Source organism: Actinomadura geliboluensis (assembly GCF_043197915.1).
Lineage (GTDB): Bacteria > Actinomycetota > Actinomycetes > Streptosporangiales > Streptosporangiaceae > Spirillospora > Spirillospora geliboluensis.
On the sequence record NZ_JBICUA010000007.1, the window covers coordinates 1 to 15,055 of the forward strand.

The window sequence follows — 15,055 nt, forward strand, 5'->3', positions numbered from 1 at the left end:
AGTACCCCCGAAGGGGCCTTTCCGCTCGACTTGCATGTGTTAAGCACGCCGCCAGCGTTCGTCCTGAGCCAGGATCAAACTCTCCATTAAGGTCCAAACGACCACCAGCGGGGCGAACCGCCGGCAGCCAAACCTCGAAGAAAATCCCAGCAAAAGCACAACTCCGAAGAGTCGCGCATTGCCTCAAAGAAATCCCCGCCACCAATCCGAAGATCGATGGCCACGGGGCGACCCGGACTCCCGAAGGAGAACCGAGCCGATAAAGGCACTGGCTTTTAACACGCTGTTGAGTTCTCAAGAAACGGACACCCACCGTGCTGGATCCGCTCTCGCGTTTCCCGCCCCGGGGCGACTCGTCTTACTTTATCAGTTCCGGCCGGTCTGTCAATTTCGGCTTTCTCCGATAACGCCCATCCGATTCCGCTTTCGCGGCGCCTTCCGGGCGGTGGTGCTATTTCATCAGATCCGGCCCGATTGTCAAAACGGAGCCTTTTCCGACGCCCACCACGGCGCGGCCGACACGGCAGGACCGCGTCGACTGGTTCGGTGGTGGTTTCCCCGTCGTCCGGCCGGCCGCCATGCGGGCGTCCTGCATCCGTGAGGGGGACGAGCGGTTAACTTACGTGGTCGCCGCGGCCACGTCAAATCGACGGGCCGCCCGCGCGCGGGAATGTCCCACCGCCCCTCTACGCTCGCACGGTCTGAACGGAGGATTGATCATGAGTGAGAACGGACGCGCCCTGGTGCTCGGGGGCGGCGGTGTCGCGGGGATCGCCTGGCTGACGGGTGTCGTGGCGGGGCTGGCCGACGGGGGGACGGACGTCACCGGTGCGGACCTCCTGCTCGGCACGTCGGCGGGCTCCGCGGTCGCCGCGCAGGTCGCCGGCGGGGTGCCCATCGGCGAGTTGTTCGCCCGCCAGGCCGACCCCGCACTGCAGAACCGGGAGCTGGTCCCGTCCGGGGGCGTGACGGTCGCCGAGTTCGCCGAGATCTGGATGCGGCTCGCGGAGGAGAACGACGACCCCGCCGCGATCCGCCGCGGGCTGGGGGCGCGGGCGCTCGCCACGGACACGGTCGACGAGGCGGCACGGCGCGAGGTGATCGAGGGACGGCTGCCCGTGCACGAGTGGCCGTCCAGGGATCTACGAGTCACGGCGGTGAACGCGCTCACCGGCGACCTCCGCGTGTTCGACCGCGGCTCGGGCGTCTCGCTGGTGGACGCCGTGGCGGCCAGCTGCGCCGTCCCGATGATCTGGCCGCCGGTGACCATCGGCGGCATCCGCTACGTGGACGGCGGGGTGCGGTCGGTGAACAACCTCGACCTCGCGGCGGGCTACGGCCGTGTGCTGCTGATCGCGCCGATGGACGACCCGGGGCTGACCGCCGACATCGCCACCGTGGAGAGCGCGGGCGGACGCGTCGAGGTGATCGTTCCGGACGAGGCGGCGCTGGCCGCGTTCGGCGCCGACCCGCTCGACCCGTCCACCCGAACCCCGTCGGTGAACGCCGGCCTCGCGCAGGGCAAGGCGGCGGCCAAGAGAATCGCGTCCCTCTGGGGCTGAGCTCAGGCGGCGTGCCACTCCTCGTATGAGCGACGCCGAGGACGGCACGCCGCCCCACGCCGGCGATCGAATAACAGCCAGCCCGGCGCCTCGGATCTCCGGCCCGAGCCAACACCCCGTCCTGCGCTGCGCCGCCTCAACGACAGCGACCCACCACCCGCGCCACATGGGCCAGCACACCAGCCCGAGCGGCGCCCTGGAGGTGGACGGCGGGCCGCCTGCGGAGAGGTCTCCCGGGGTGGGGGGTCAGGTGAAGGAGGGTGGGCGCTTCTCGAAGTAGGCGCGGACGGCTTCGACCTGGTTGGGGCTGCCGCGGAGCGCGCCCAGGGCGCGGGATTCTTCGAGGAACTGGCCGGCGAGGTCGTGGTCGGCGGCGCGGTTCAGGAGGCGCTTGGCGCTCTGGACGGCGTCGGGGCTGTTTCCGGCGATCTCGCGGGCCAGGTCGGTCGCGGCGGCGCGCGGGTCGGCGGCTACGCGAGTGGCGAGGCCGATGCGGGCGGCGTCCTCGCCGGAGACCATGCGGCCGGTGAAGGTGAGCTCCTTCGCGACGTCCTCCCCCACGAGGCGGATCAGCGCGGCGGTTCCGGTCATGTCGGGGACGAGGCCCCACCGGATCTCCAGCACCGAGAGCTTCGCGTCGGGGGCGACGATGCGGATGTCGGCGCCGAGGGCGATCTGCAGGCCGCCGCCGAGGGCGTGGCCGTGGACGGCGGCGATGACGGGCTGCGGCAGTTCCCGCCAGACGTGGACGGCCTGCTGGCCGAGGTTGGTGATGCGGCCCGGTTCGCGCTCGGTGATGTCGCCGAGCAGGCGCTGGGTGCGCTCGCTCTCGCCGGTGCGGACGCCGTCGCCGGCCATGGCCGCGAAGCCGGAGAAGTCGAGGCCGGCGCAGAAGGCGCGGCCCTCCCCCGACAGGACCACGGCCCGGACGGACGGGTCGGCGGCGAGCGCGTCCCCGGTCTCGGCGAGCGCGTCGAACGTGGCCATGTCGAGCGCGTTCAGCTTGTCGGGCCGGTTGAGCCGCACGTCGGCGACCCCTTCGTGGACGCTCACGGTGACGCGGTCGGTCATCCCGGGCACTCCTCCGTCGTGGCGGATCGTCTCAGGGGGACGATTCCATGCCGGCCCGCGCCCGGTCGAGGGCGGGTCAGGTGACGGGGACGATGCGGGCTCCGGTGAGGCGGCCGGCGTGGATGTCGAGCAGGCCGAGGGTGCCGTGCGGCTGGCGGCGGCGGTCGGTGGGCGAGCCGGGGTTGAAGATGCGGACGCCGTCGCCGGTCTCGTCCAGCGGGATGTGCGAGTGGCCGAAGACGACGAGGTCGGCGCGGGGGAACCAGCGGCGCATGCGGGCGGTGCGGCCGCGGGCCTGGCCGCTGTCGTGGACCATCGCGACGGCGAGGCCGTCGAGGTCGAGTTCGAGGCGTTCGGGGGCGCCCCAGGCGGCGACGTCGGGGCCGTCGTTGTTGCCGAGGACGGCGTGGACGGGGGCGAACCCGGCGAGCTCGTCGAGGACGGCGGCCGTGCACACGTCGCCGGCGTGCAGGATCACGTCGGCGCCGCGCAGGTGCTCGGCCACCCGCGGCGGGCAGGACTTCCAGCGCCGGGGCGCGTGGGTGTCGGAGATGGCCACCGCTCTCACGCCCCCATTGTTCCGCACGGGGCGGCGGAGTCCGCACGGCATTCGGGTGATTTTGCCACGGCCCGGCCCGGACACCGGTGGGAAACAACTGTAAGCACGATGTCATTACGTCGCGCTGACCAGTGGAGTTAGGCTCTAATTCCTCGCGATTCGTCCAGAAGGATTTCGGCCGTACGCCCCCGGTCGTTCCGACACGGCGACCCAGCACCGCGAGGGCCAAGTGAGCGCGGCCGGGCCCCGGGGTGGATGATCACTCCCTTGCACCGGTCCCGGGGTCCGGCCGCCGCTCCGCGCTACGAGGTCAGGTACAGCTTGCGGTCGAAGACGCCGGAGCCCGGCGTGGTCTCGCCGCGGGCCGTCCCGGCGCCGCTTCCGGTGCCGTTGGACGGGCAGAGCAGGCTGCTGCCCGACTGCCGCACGAGAGTGATGTTGTCGGACTTGCCCTGCGCGTCGTCCTGGTCCGGGAGGGGGCGGTTGGGATTGTCGCGGTTGTAGACGTCGAAGCTGAGGCCGGGGGTGCCGGCCGTCTGGAAGCCGTAGTAGCACGTGACGGTGATGCCGAGGACCTTGCCCTCCAGCTTGAAGCGCAGGCCGCCGTTGATGGACAGGACGCCGTCGCGCCCGCCGGCGACGGGGTCGTAGGCGATCTGCCCGCTCTTGTCGGGGAGCTCGGACATGTCGAGGTCCGTGGCGGGCGAGCTGAGCCCGTTGGAGGTCTGGCAGGCGCCGATGGACGCGGCGGTGAGCTCGCCGGCGCCGGTGGACACGACCGTGCCCTGGAGGGTGGCGCCGTCGCAGGAGCCGGTGATCTTGGAGCCCAGGTAGTCGACGGAGAAGGTGAGCGGGCCGACGGTGGCGACCTGCCAGTTGCCGGAGTAGGGCGCTCCGGCGGCGGTCTCCGCGCGGACGGTGGTGGTGGCGGCGGACGCGCCGGCGGCGGTCACGGCCAGCGCGGCGGACGCGGCGGCCAGCGGCACGGCCAGCCTGGTGATGGGAGCCTTCACGGGGGATTTCCTCCTCGGGGAGAGGGTTTCATTTTTTCTACCCGAGTGCTCGCGGAAATCAAGGCCCTTTCCGAAAGAGAATCGCGTTTTATCGAACCCCGCTAAAAACGCGGAACGCGACGCTAAGACGATTAAGATATAGCCCGCCTAAATTGGCGTATCAGGTCGGGCGGGGGCGGTCACCGGGCCGCGCCGTCCGTCGTCGGCAGCCCGGCGGCGCGCCACGCCTGGAACCCGCCGACGATGTCGGTGGCGCGGGTGAGGCCGAGGTCGTGCAGGGACGCGGCGGCGAGGCTGGAGGTGTAGCCCTCCGAGCAGAACACGATGACCCGCAGGTCGTGGCCGGTCGCCACGGGCAGCCGGGCGTCGGACGCCGGGTCGAACCGCCATTCCAGGACGTTGCGCTCCACGATGAGGGCGCCGGGGATCTCACCCTCCGCGGCGCGCTGGGCGGCGGGGCGGATGTCGACCAGGACCGCGCCGCCCCCCGCCTCGGCGTGGGCCTCGTCGGGGCGGACGCGGTCGAGTCGGGTGCGGGCGGCGGCGAGGATGTCGTCGATCGTCTGTGCCATGGGTCCATCATGGCGGCTTCAGGAGGTGAGCTGCGCCTCGGCGGAGGCGAGGACCTCCTGGATGCGCAGCCCGTGCGCGGCGTCCAGGGGCGGGGCGGCCCCGCCGCGGACGGCCGCGGCGAACTCGGCGACCATCGTGGCGAACGCGTCGTCGCCGAGCTGGGACCAGTCGAGGATCGCGTGCCCGTTGCGCCCGTACACCTCGACGCGGGCGGGCGGCAGCTCCCCCGTGCCCGCCATCGAGACCGACGCCTGGCTGACGGCGCCGCCCTCGTGCTCCAGCGTGAGGCCGAGCCAGCCGAGCGGGTCGCCGTGCGCGCGGACGCCCACGACGCGGCCGAGGGAGGCGTCGAGGAGGTCGACGATGTGGGGGCCGAGGTCGAGCAGCGCGCCCTTCTCCAGCCGCCACGGGGTGGCGAAGGGGCCGCCGCTCAGCACGGAGGAGATGAACGAGCCGTAGCCGCCGAACGGGTCGAGGCCGCCGACCCGGGCGAGGAAGTCGCGGGCGGCGCGGGAGTAGCGCAGCGTGAAGACCATCTGGGAGACCACGCCCGCGTCGGCGATGGCGCCGGCCGCCCGGCGGGCGCCGTCGAGGTCCATGGCGAGGGGCTTCTCCAGCAGGACGGCCTTGCCCGCTCGGGCGGCCTTGGCGGCGAGGTCGGCCTGGACGTCCGGAGGGACGGAGAAGGCGACGGCCTCGCAGGCGTCGAACAGCTCCTCGATCCGCTCGAACGCGGGCGCGCCGTGCCGGCCGGCGAGTTCGGCGGACGCCTCCGGGCGCCGCGCCCACACCCCGGCGAGCCGTGTCGCGGGCCCCGCCGCGAGCGCGGGCGCGTGCACCATCCCGGCCCAGGGGCCCGCTCCGACCAGCCCCACCGCCACAGAATCACTCATGGGGCAAACCTAGACGATCTACCCGGTGGCCGGGTCAGCCGAGCTGGACGCCGAAGAAGAGCGCGGCGAGGGCGCCGACCATGCCGAGCGCGCCCCAGACGGCGAGGCCGGCCTTGGACTTGGCGCGGGTGTGCAGGAACGCGGCGACCCCGGACAGCAGCACGAACACCAGCTTGACCTCCAGGGTCCGCTGGGCGGCGTCGCCCATGTCGCCCGCGCTGATGTTCCAGGCGCCGGTGAGGACGAGCACGGCGAAGGCGGGCCAGGCGACGAGGTTGTAGCGGTTCGCGGCGACCTTGGTGACGCCCTCGTAGCCGCGCAGCGCCGGCACCAGCGCGCCGAGGGTGATCTGGCCGCCGACCCAGATCGTCGCGGCGAGCACATGCAGGAAAATCCGCACGTCGGCGGTGGTGAGGGCGAGCACGGGGGTCCTCCTGGGCGGGTCGTCGATCCTGCTACGGGACGTTACCGTCCGCATCGGGGCATTCCGGCACCACCCCGGTTCTCGGGACCTTGGTCCCTTACGGCGGCGGGCGCCGGCGGCGCACCCTGGTGGCATGGAGCTCGACCACAGCGGCCTGGAAGTCCTCGGCGAGGACGAGTGCCGCGCCCTGCTGGCGGGTGCGGCGATCGGGCGGATCGTGTTCACCCATCACGCGCTGCCCGCCGTCCAGCCGGTGAACTTCGCGGTCAGCGGCGGCGACATCGTGTTCCGGACGTCGCGGACGTCGCGGCTGGCCAAGGCGGCCGCCGACACGATCGTCGCGTTCGAGATCGACGAGTTCGACACCGCCGCCGAGACGGGCTGGTCGGTGGTCGCCGTCGGGCCGGCGCGGCACGTCGCCGATCCCGCCGACGCCGCCGTGCTGGCGGCGCTGCCGCTGCGCAGCTGGGCTCCGGGCGAGCGCGACCACTTCATCCGGATCCGGCCGCAGCTGATCACCGGCCGCCGGATCGGGAAGGGCGCGGCCATCGTGCCGTGAGTCCCCCCGCCGCGCCGTGAGTCTCCCCGCCGCGCTGTGGCCAACGTCACAGCGCTTATTGGCGCTGCGCCAATAATGATATGGGGAGTGCGTCCGGTCCTCCCCGGGACCGGTCGTGCTCTCCTGTCGTCGCCGCGGTCCGCGGCGGCGCCCCCCACAGGAAGGGATCTGATGCTGTCGTCCGACCATGCCGAGACGGTGCGGGCCACGCTGCCCGCCGTCGGCGCCCACGGTGTGGAGATCACCGGCCGGTTCTACGACTCGATGTTCGAGGCGCATCCCGAGCTGCGGCACGTCTTCAACCAGGGCAACCAGGCCAACGGCGAGCAGCGCCAGGCGCTCGCCGGCTCGGTGGCCGCGTTCGCGGCGCACCTGGTGAACCCCGAGTCCGCGACGCCGTTCCAGCAGATGCTGCCGCGGATCGCGCACAAGCACGCCTCGCTCGGCATCCGCCCCGAGCAGTACACGATCGTCGGACGCCACCTGCTGGACGCGGTCGCCGACGTGCTCGGCGACGCGGTGACGCCCGCGGTGCACGCGGCCTGGTCCGAGGTGTACTGGCTCTTCGCGACGCTGCTCATCGCCGAGGAGGCGCGGCTCTACCAGGACGCCGGCTGCGACCCTGCCGCCCCGTACCGGCCGTGGCGGGTCGTGGACCGGCGCGACGAGGCCGAGGACGTGTTCTCGCTCGTCCTGGAGCCCGCCGACGGCGGCGAGGTCCCCGCGCACCGCCCCGGCCAGTACGTCTCCGTCGCCGTGACGCTGCCGGACGGCCTGCGCCAGCCCCGCCAGTACACGCTGTCGCGGGCCGCGGCCGGCACGGCCCAGATCACGGTCCGGCGGGTGCGCGGCGAGGACGGCGCTCCGGACGGCGCCGTCTCCGGCTACCTGTTCGACCACGCTGCGCCCGGCGACGTGCTGGAGGTGTCCCGACCCTTCGGCGATGTCGTGGTAGACGACGGGGAGGACCCGCTCGTGCTGATCAGCGCGGGCATCGGTATCACCCCGGCCGCCGCCGTCCTCGACCACCTGGCGGCCTCGGACCCGGACCGCCCGGTCCTCGCCGTCCACGCCGACCGGAGCCCGCGCACCCACCCGATGCGCGAGCAGACCGCCGAGGCCGGCCGCCGGATCTCCGGGTTCCGGCAGCTGACCTGGTACGAGGAGCCCGGCGACGCGGAGCTCGGCGAGGACGTCCGGGCGGGCCGGATCGACGTGGCGGCGCTGCCGCTGCCGGACAAGGCCCGGGTGTTCATGTGTGGGCCGCTGCCGTTCATGCGGGAGATCCGGCGGGGGCTGCTCGACGCGAGCGTCTCCGACGAGCGCATCCACTACGAGGTGTTCGGGCCCGACCTCTGGATCCGCTGACCTTCCCCCGACATGACTGCGCTCCCACCCCGGCCCGGGGTGGGAGCGTCATCGTTTCGGGAGCGGGAAGGGCCGCCTACTGGACCCGGTCCCAGCCGCGCCGCGTCTCGTGCATCCCCAGGTGCTCGTCACGGCTGCGGTAGACGATGTAGGGGCGCGTCACGTAGCCGATCGGGGCCGTGAGCATGTGCACCAGCCGCGTGAACGGCCAGATGCAGAACAGCACGAGCGCGCTCAGCGCGTGCAGCTGGAACAGGATCGGCACGCCCGTCATCAGGTCGGGGTTCGGCTGGAGGTAGAACACCGACCGGAACCACGGGGACACCGACTCGCGGTAGTTGTAGCCGCCGCCGATGACGTTCGCGGCGACCGTCGCGGCCAGCCCGAGCACGATGGTGCCGGCGAGCACCGCGTACATCATCTTGTCGTTGCGGGTCGTGGCGAGGAACACGGGCCCGACCGTCCGGCGCCGGTAGATCAGGATCGCGAGGCCCGCGAGGGTGCAGAACCCGGCGACCGTGCCGAGGACGACCGCGACCACGTGGTACATGTGCTCCGTGATGCCCACGGCCTCGGTCCAGCTGTCCGGGATGATCAGCCCGCCGACGTGGCCGAGCGCGACGACCAGGATGCCGAAGTGGAACAGCGGGCTGCCGATGCGCAGCAGGCGCCGCTCGTAGAGCTGGGACGAGCGGGTCGTCCAGCCGAACTTGTCGTAGCGGTACCGCCAGACGTGTCCGAGGACGAACACCGCGATGGCGACATAGGGCAGGACGACCCACAGCAGGGTGCTCATGAACGTGCTCCAACGGCGGGAACGACGGGATCGGGCAGGAGGACGGGGCCCACGGCGGCCGTCTCGATGCCGTAGGGCGCGAGGCCGACGGTCTCCTCCGGCGGGCCCTGGGCGATGAGCTTGGCCACGGCGTCCTCGATGCGGCCGGTGAGCGGCGGCAGCGTCGCCGACACCGCGTCCAGGACGGGCGCCCACGGCGACCCGGCCTCGGTGAGCGAGAGGCGCAGCAGCTCCAGCCCGGCGCGGTGCTCGACGAGCAGCCGCCGCCCCTCCGCGAGGTCGCCGGTCGCGGCGAACTCCAGCACGACGGCCAGGTGGTCGGGCAGCTCGGCGCCGTCCAGGTCGAGCCCGGCCGCCCGGTACGCCTGCTGGAACCGCAGCAGGGCCATCCCCCGCTTGCGGGTGTCGCCGCAGGCGTAGTACGTCAGGTACAGGCAGCACCGCTTGCGCTGGTCGAACGTGGTGACGTAGTCGGCGGCGAGCTTCTGGGGCGGTGTCGCGTCCAGATGGTCGAGGACGCGGCCGAGCGGCTCCGCGGCGGGCGCCGGCAGGGCCGCGACGGCGCGGCGCAGCAGCGGCCGCCGCGCCAGCAGCTCCTCGTCGGGGTAGCCGAGCAGCAGCGAGGCCGCCTGCCACGCGGTGGCCAGCTCCGCGTCGCTGAACCCGGAGTTCTTCAGGGGCTTGCTCCTCATGGCTTCGGCTCCGTTCCGTCCGCGTCGTCCGTGCGCTCGGGGAACAGGCCGGAGGGCATGCCCTTGCCGTCCCAGTTGAGCAGGTTGACGCGCTTGTGCTTGTCGGCCGGGTCGACCGGGTTGTCGGAGGTCTGCCGGTCGCGCAGCATGTGGAAGTTCTCCACCGCGATCGGGTTCGGGCGCCCGGACGCCTCGCCGAACGGCCCCGAGCCGCCGCCGAGCCCGGCGCCGCCCATGCCGGGGCCGCCCTCGTAGTCCAGGCTGCACTCGGTGGCCAGCTCCTCCAGGCTGTGCGCCTGCTCGGCGTGCGCGGTCGGGATGACGTACCGCTCCTCGTACTTGGCGAGCGCCAGCAGCCGGTACATGTCGTACATCGACTCGCCGGTCATCCCGACGCCCGCGGGGATCGCGTCGTCGGCGTCGCGGCCGAGGTTGATGTCGCGCATGTAGGACCGCATCGCCGCCAGCCGGCGCAGCACGCCGTCGACGACCGCGGTGTCCCCGGCGGTGAACAGCTCCGCCAGGTACTCGACGGGGATGCGCAGCGCGTCGATCGCCGCGAACAGGTTGCCGTCGTCCTCGGCGTCGTGCCCGGTGTCGCGGACGACGTCCACGACCGGCGACAGCGGCGGGATGTACCAGACCATCGGCATCGTCCGGTACTCCGGGTGCAGCGGCAGCGCCACCTTGTAGGTGTTGATGAGCGCGTACACCGGGGACCGCTGCGCGGCCTCGATCCAGTCCCGCGGGATGCCGTCCCGCTCGGCCGCCGCGATGACCTGCGGGTCGTGCGGGTCGAGGAACACGCCGCGCTGCGCCTCGTACAGGTCCTGGTCGTCGGTGGTGGACGCGGCCTCCAGCACCTTGTCGGCGTCGTAGAGCATCAGGCCGATGTAGCGGAGCCGCCCGACGCACGTCTCCGAGCACACGGTCGGGATGCCGACCTCGATGCGCGGGAAGCAGAACGTGCACTTCTCGGCCTTGCCGGTCCGGTGGTTGAAGTACATCTTCTTGTACGGGCAGCCGGACACGCACATCCGCCACCCGCGGCACTTGTCCTGGTCGACGAGGACGATGCCGTCCTCGGTGCGCTTGTAGATCGCGCCGGACGGGCAGGACGCCGCGCAGGACGGGTTGAGGCAGTGCTCGCAGATCCGCGGCAGGTAGAACATGAAGGTCTTGTCGAACTCCATCTTCACCTTGTCGGAGATCTCCTTGAGCAGGACGTCCTTGTCGCCATGCTCGATCGAGCCGCCGAGGTCGTCGTCCCAGTTCGCCGACCAGGAGACCTTCATGTCCTTGCCCGACAGCAGGGACTTCGGCCGGGCGACCGGCGTGTGCTCCTGCAGCGGCGCGTTGGTGAGGGTCTCGTAGTCGTAGGTCCAGGGCTCGTAGTAGTCGTCGATGCCCGGCAGCTTCGGGTTGGAGAAGATCGTCAGCAGCTTGCGCCACCGGCCGCCGCCCTTGAGCGCGAGCCGGCCGCGCCGGTTCAGCATCCAGCCGCCGCGCCACTTCTCCTGGTCCTCGTAGCGGCGGGGGTAGCCCTGGCCGGGGCGGGTCTCGACGTTGTTGAACCAGACGTACTCGACGCCGCTGCGGTTCGTCCACGCCTGCTTGCACGTGACCGAGCAGGTATGGCATCCGATGCACTTGTCGAGGTTCATGACCATCGACATCTGGGCCATGACGCGCATCAGTACTGCACCTCCTGGGAGCGGCGGCGGATGACGGTGATCTCGTCGCGCTGGTTGCCGGTCGGCCCGAGGTAGTTGAACGCGAACGACAGCTGCGCGTACCCGCCGACGAGATGGCTCGGCTTGATCAGCAGCCGGGTCAGGGAGTTGTGGATGCCGCCGCGGCGGCCGGACGTCTCCGCGCGTGGGACGTCGATGAGCTTGTCCTGCGCGTGGTGCATGTACACGGTGCCCTCGGGCATCCGGTGCGTGACGATCGCGCGGGCGACGACGACGCCGTTGCGGTTGACCGCCTCGATCCAGTCGTTGTCGCGGACGCCGATCTTGGCGGCGTCGATCCCGCTCATCCAGATCACCGGGCCGCCGCGCGACAGCGACAGCATGAACAGGTTGTCCTGGTACTCGGAGTGGATCGACCACTTGTTGTGCGGGGTGAGGTACCGGACGGTCAGCCCCAGCTCCCCCGTCTCCCCCAGTTCGGGCTCGCCGAACAGGGCGGACATGTTGAGCGGCGGCCGGAACACCGGCAGCTGCTCCCCGAGCTCGGCCATCCAGTCGTGGTCGAGGTAGAAGTGCTGGCGCCCGGTGAGGGTGTGCCAGGGCTTGAGCCGCTCGACGTTGATGGTGAACGGCGAGTACCGGCGCCCGCCGCTCTCCGACCCCGACCATTCCGGGGAGGTGATGACGGGGACGGGGCGGGCCTGGGTGTCGGCGAAGGTGATCTGCTTGCCCTCGTGCTCGGCGGCGAGGTCGGCGAGCCGGGTGCCGGTGCGGCGCTCCACGGTCTTGAAGCCCTGGGTGGCCAGGTGCCCGTTCGTCGTGCCGGAGAAGGCGAGGATCATCTCGCAGGCGTGCACGTCCTGCTTCAGCGAGGGCCGCCCGTCGGCGGGGCCGCCGCGCACGACGCCGTTCTTGTGCTTGAGGTACTCGACCTCGCGCCCGAGGTCGAACGTGACGCCCTTGGTGGTGGCGCCGAGCCGTTCGGCGAGCGGGCCGAGCGCGGTCATCTTCGCGGCGACGGCCGGGTAGTCGCGCTCGACGGTGACGAGCTTCGGCATCGTCACGCCGGGGACCGGCTCGCACTCGCCCTTCGCCCAGTCGAGGACGCGGCCGTGCGGGGTCGCCATCTCGTCGGGGGTGTCGTGCAGCAGCGGCACGGCGACGACGTCCTTGCGGACGCCGAGGTGCCCCTCGGCGAGCCGGCTGAAGGCGTTCGCGATGTCCTGGAAGGCCCGCCAGTCGCTGCGGGTCTGCCACGGCGGCCCGATCGCCGGGTTGAACGAGTGCACGAACGGGTGCATGTCGGTGGTGTTCAGGTCGTGCTTCTCGTACCAGGTCGCCGCGGGCAGCACGATGTCGGAGTAGACGGTGGTGCTGGTCATCCGGAAGTCCAGCGACAGCAGCAGGTCGAGCTTGCCGGCGGGGGCCTCGTCCCGCCACACGACCTCCTCCGGCCGGGCGTCCGGCGGCGCCTCCTGCGCGCGGACGGCGTCGGCGGCGCCGAGCAGGTGCCGCAGGAAGTACTCGTTGCCCTTGGCGGACGACCCGAGCAGGTTGGACCGCCACACCGTCAGGACGCGGGGGAAGTTCTCCGGCGCGTCGGGGTCCTGGCAGGCGAACTTGAGCCGGCCGGCCTTCAGCTCGTCCACGATGTGCTCGCCGGCCTGCTTGCCGGCGGCCTCCGCCTCGTCGGCGAGGACGAGGGGGTTGCGGTCGAAGGTCGGGTAGGACGGCATCCAGCCGAGCCGCGCCGCCTGCGCGATCACGTCGGCGGTGGACCGGCCCGCGAACGCGCCGCCGGCGGTCGCCGCCGACAGGGTGCCGGCGTCGAAGGGGTCGTAGCGGAACTGGTCGGTGTGCAGGTACCAGAACGCGGTGCCGATCATCTGCCGGGGCGGGCGGGACCAGTCGAGCCCGAACGCCAGCTGCGCCCACCCGGTGACCGGGCGGCACTTCTCCTGCCCGACGTAGTGCGCCCAGCCGCCGCCGTTCACGCCCTGCCCGCCGGTCAGCGTGGTCAGCGCGAGGAACGTCCGGTAGATGGTGTCGGAGTGGAACCAGTGGTTGGTGCCCGCGCCCATGATGATCATCGAGCGTCCGCGGGTCTCCTCGGCGTTGGCGGCGTACTCGCGGCCGATCCGCTCGGCGGCCTGGGCGGGGACGCCGGTGAAGGTCTCCTGCCACGCCGGGGTGCCCGGCTCGGACGCGTCGTCGTACCCCGTCGGCCAGGCGCCGGGGAGGCCGTCCCGGGCGACGCCGTACTGGGCGAGCAGCAGGTCGTACACGGTCGTGACCAGGTGGCCGCCGACGGTCCGGACGGGGACGCCGCGCCGCAGCGTGCCGGGGGCGCCGTCGATGCCGTCGAAGCGGGCCAGCTCGATCTCGACCGCCTCGCCGCCCGCCGCCGACAGCAGCGGGTCGGCGTCGCCGAGGTCGAGGTTCCACCGGCCCTCGCCGGCCTCGCCGTACCGGAACCCGAGCGACCCGTTCGGGACGAGCGGGCGCCCGGTCGCCGCGTCGATGATCACGGTCTTGAACGCGGCGTGCTCCGACTCGGCCTCGGCGCCGGGCAGGTCGGCCGCTGTGAGGAACTTGCCGGGGACGTACTTCCCGTCGCGCTCTTCGAGCCGCACCAGGAACGGCAGGTCGCTGTAGCGCTTCACGTAGTCGGTGAAGTACGGGACCTGCCGGTCGACGAAGAACTCCTTGAGGATGACGTGGCCCATGGCCATCGCCAGGGCGCCGTCCGTGCCGGGCTGGGCGGCCAGCCACTCGTCGGCGAACTTGACGTTGTCGGCGTAGTCCGGGGACACGGCGACGACCTTCTGGCCCCGGTAGCGGGCCTCGGTCATCCAGTGCGCGTCCGGGGTGCGGGTCACCGGCAGGTTGGAGCCCCACATGATGAGGTACCCGGCGTCCCACCAGTCGCCCGACTCGGGGACGTCGGTCTGGTCGCCGAACACCTGCGGGGACGCCACGGGCAGGTCGGCGTACCAGTCGTAGAACGACAGCATCGTCCCGCCGAGCAGCGACACGAACCGGGCGCCGGACGCGTGCGACACCATCGACATCGCCGGGATCGGGGAGAACCCGGCGACGCGGTCGGGCCCGAACTCCTTGATGGTGTGCACGTGCGCGGCGGCGATCATCTCGGTCGCCTCGTCCCAGGTCGCCCGCACCAGGCCGCCGCGGCCGCGCGCGTCCTTGTAGGTGCGGGACTTCTCCGGGTCGGAGACGATCTCGCGCCACGCCGCCACCGGGTCGCCGGTGCGGGCCTTGGCCTCGCGGTACATCTCCAGCAGGACGCCGCGCACGTACGGGTAGCGCACCCGTGTGGGCGAGTAGGTGTACCAGCTGAAGGACGCGCCGCGGGGGCAGCCGCGCGGCTCGTACTCGGGGCGGTCCGGGCCGACCGACGGGTAGTCGGTCTGCTGCGCCTCCCAGGTGATGATGCCGTCCTTGACGTACACCTTCCAGGAGCATGATCCGGTGCAGTTCACGCCGTGGGTGGAGCGCACCACCTTGTCGTGCGACCAGCGGTCCCGGTAGAAGGAGTCGGCCTCCCGGCCGCCCTTCTTGGTCACCGTCCGCAGGTCGGGCGATACGCGCGCGCGGGTGAAGTACCTGCGGGTGCTCACCAGCGCGTCTTCCAGCGGACCGTCCATTCGGGGACGGCCGTCGGTGGAGCTCATCTCGGATCCCCTTCTTCGCATCAACCGGGGCAAATCGCCCTCGGAGTGGGGGGGGGGGGCGGGGGGCCCCGCCCGGCGGGGGGGGGGGGGGCCCCCCCGCCCGCCCCCCCCCGCCCCCCGCGGGGGGGGGGGGGGGGCGGGCCGCGCGCCCCCCCCCCC

Annotated in this window: 13 protein-coding genes and 1 rRNA gene; 3 read left to right on the forward strand and 11 right to left on the reverse strand. The window is 72.1% G+C overall.

Annotation, left to right across the window (positions count from 1 at the left end; translation table 11 throughout):
- Positions 1 to 90, reverse strand: a 16S ribosomal RNA gene (locus tag ACGFI1_RS22595); the annotation flags it as partial.
- A 629-nt stretch (positions 91 to 719) separates the two neighbouring features.
- Between ACGFI1_RS22595 and ACGFI1_RS22600 the strand changes: the two genes are divergently transcribed.
- Entirely contained in the window at positions 720 to 1,562 is an 843-nt protein-coding gene (locus ACGFI1_RS22600; protein WP_392787560.1) for a patatin-like phospholipase family protein, read from the forward strand.
- A gap of 246 nt (positions 1,563 to 1,808) precedes the next feature.
- On the opposite strand, the gene ACGFI1_RS22605 is transcribed toward ACGFI1_RS22600, so the two are convergent.
- The 6 genes from ACGFI1_RS22605 to ACGFI1_RS22630 all read right to left on the reverse strand — a co-directional run bounded on the left by ACGFI1_RS22605 (position 1,809) and on the right by ACGFI1_RS22630 (position 6,095).
- A complete protein-coding gene (locus ACGFI1_RS22605) occupies positions 1,809 to 2,633 on the reverse strand; it encodes a crotonase/enoyl-CoA hydratase family protein (protein ID WP_364554398.1) in 825 nt (274 codons plus the stop codon).
- 76 nt (positions 2,634 to 2,709) lie between these two features.
- Positions 2,710 to 3,201, reverse strand: coding sequence for a metallophosphoesterase family protein (locus ACGFI1_RS22610; RefSeq protein ID WP_386876252.1), 492 nt, complete (start codon positions 3,199 to 3,201; stop codon positions 2,710 to 2,712).
- A gap of 293 nt (positions 3,202 to 3,494) precedes the next feature.
- Positions 3,495 to 4,205, reverse strand: a complete 711-nt coding sequence (locus ACGFI1_RS22615) for a hypothetical protein (RefSeq protein ID WP_364554399.1) — start codon at positions 4,203 to 4,205, stop codon at positions 3,495 to 3,497.
- Positions 4,206 to 4,384: 179 nt separating this feature from the next.
- Complete coding sequence (locus ACGFI1_RS22620) at positions 4,385 to 4,777, reverse strand: rhodanese-like domain-containing protein (RefSeq protein WP_386876254.1); 393 nt, start codon at positions 4,775 to 4,777, stop codon at positions 4,385 to 4,387.
- Between the two features lie 18 nt (positions 4,778 to 4,795).
- Entirely contained in the window at positions 4,796 to 5,671 is an 876-nt protein-coding gene (locus ACGFI1_RS22625) for a Gfo/Idh/MocA family protein (protein ID WP_138636195.1), read from the reverse strand.
- Between the two features lie 34 nt (positions 5,672 to 5,705).
- Complete coding sequence (locus ACGFI1_RS22630; protein ID WP_138636194.1) at positions 5,706 to 6,095, reverse strand: hypothetical protein; 390 nt, start codon at positions 6,093 to 6,095, stop codon at positions 5,706 to 5,708.
- A gap of 133 nt (positions 6,096 to 6,228) precedes the next feature.
- Between ACGFI1_RS22630 and ACGFI1_RS22635 the strand changes: the two genes are divergently transcribed.
- Both ACGFI1_RS22635 and ACGFI1_RS22640 read left to right on the forward strand, forming a co-directional pair.
- Positions 6,229 to 6,654, forward strand: coding sequence for a pyridoxamine 5'-phosphate oxidase family protein (locus tag ACGFI1_RS22635; RefSeq protein WP_386876257.1), 426 nt, complete (start codon positions 6,229 to 6,231; stop codon positions 6,652 to 6,654).
- Positions 6,655 to 6,825: 171 nt separating this feature from the next.
- A complete protein-coding gene (locus ACGFI1_RS22640) occupies positions 6,826 to 8,022 on the forward strand; it encodes a globin domain-containing protein (protein WP_392787562.1) in 1,197 nt (398 codons plus the stop codon).
- A gap of 76 nt (positions 8,023 to 8,098) precedes the next feature.
- Here the strand turns inward: ACGFI1_RS22640 and narI are convergent, their stop codons facing one another.
- From narI to ACGFI1_RS22660, 4 genes are read right to left on the reverse strand one after another with little or no spacing between them, the layout of a single operon-like run.
- Positions 8,099 to 8,818, reverse strand: coding sequence for a respiratory nitrate reductase subunit gamma (gene narI / locus ACGFI1_RS22645; RefSeq protein ID WP_392787564.1), 720 nt, complete (start codon positions 8,816 to 8,818; stop codon positions 8,099 to 8,101).
- Positions 8,815 to 9,510 (reverse strand): nitrate reductase molybdenum cofactor assembly chaperone, encoded by a 696-nt coding sequence (gene narJ, locus ACGFI1_RS22650; RefSeq protein WP_386876261.1) that lies wholly within the window; start codon positions 9,508 to 9,510, stop codon positions 8,815 to 8,817. The genes narI and narJ overlap by 4 nt, the downstream gene beginning before the upstream one ends.
- Positions 9,507 to 11,204 (reverse strand): nitrate reductase subunit beta, encoded by a 1,698-nt coding sequence (narH, locus tag ACGFI1_RS22655; protein ID WP_392787566.1) that lies wholly within the window; start codon positions 11,202 to 11,204, stop codon positions 9,507 to 9,509. Before narH ends, narJ begins: the two co-directional genes overlap by 4 nt.
- Positions 11,204 to 14,896, reverse strand: a complete 3,693-nt coding sequence (locus ACGFI1_RS22660) for a nitrate reductase subunit alpha (protein WP_392787568.1) — start codon at positions 14,894 to 14,896, stop codon at positions 11,204 to 11,206. Before ACGFI1_RS22660 ends, narH begins: the two co-directional genes overlap by 1 nt.
- Between the last annotated feature and the right edge of the window lie 159 nt (positions 14,897 to 15,055).

What these genes read in the sequence shown, in the direction of transcription:
- ACGFI1_RS22635 (WP_386876257.1), top strand. Translation starts at nt 6,229, where the DNA reads ATGGAGCTCGACCACAGCGGCCTGGAAGTCCTCGGCGAGGACGAGTGC.
- ACGFI1_RS22625 (WP_138636195.1), bottom strand. Translation starts at nt 5,671, where the DNA reads ATGAGTGATTCTGTGGCGGTGGGGCTGGTCGGAGCGGGCCCCTGGGCC.
- ACGFI1_RS22605 (WP_364554398.1), bottom strand. Translation starts at nt 2,633, where the DNA reads ATGACCGACCGCGTCACCGTGAGCGTCCACGAAGGGGTCGCCGACGTG.
- ACGFI1_RS22600 (WP_392787560.1), top strand. Translation starts at nt 720, where the DNA reads ATGAGTGAGAACGGACGCGCCCTGGTGCTCGGGGGCGGCGGTGTCGCG.
- narH (WP_392787566.1), bottom strand. Translation starts at nt 11,204, where the DNA reads ATGCGCGTCATGGCCCAGATGTCGATGGTCATGAACCTCGACAAGTGC.
- ACGFI1_RS22660 (WP_392787568.1), bottom strand. Translation starts at nt 14,896, where the DNA reads ATGAGCTCCACCGACGGCCGTCCCCGAATGGACGGTCCGCTGGAAGAC.
- narI (WP_392787564.1), bottom strand. Translation starts at nt 8,818, where the DNA reads ATGAGCACCCTGCTGTGGGTCGTCCTGCCCTATGTCGCCATCGCGGTG.
- narJ (WP_386876261.1), bottom strand. Translation starts at nt 9,510, where the DNA reads ATGAGGAGCAAGCCCCTGAAGAACTCCGGGTTCAGCGACGCGGAGCTG.
- ACGFI1_RS22620 (WP_386876254.1), bottom strand. Translation starts at nt 4,777, where the DNA reads ATGGCACAGACGATCGACGACATCCTCGCCGCCGCCCGCACCCGACTC.
- ACGFI1_RS22640 (WP_392787562.1), top strand. Translation starts at nt 6,826, where the DNA reads ATGCTGTCGTCCGACCATGCCGAGACGGTGCGGGCCACGCTGCCCGCC.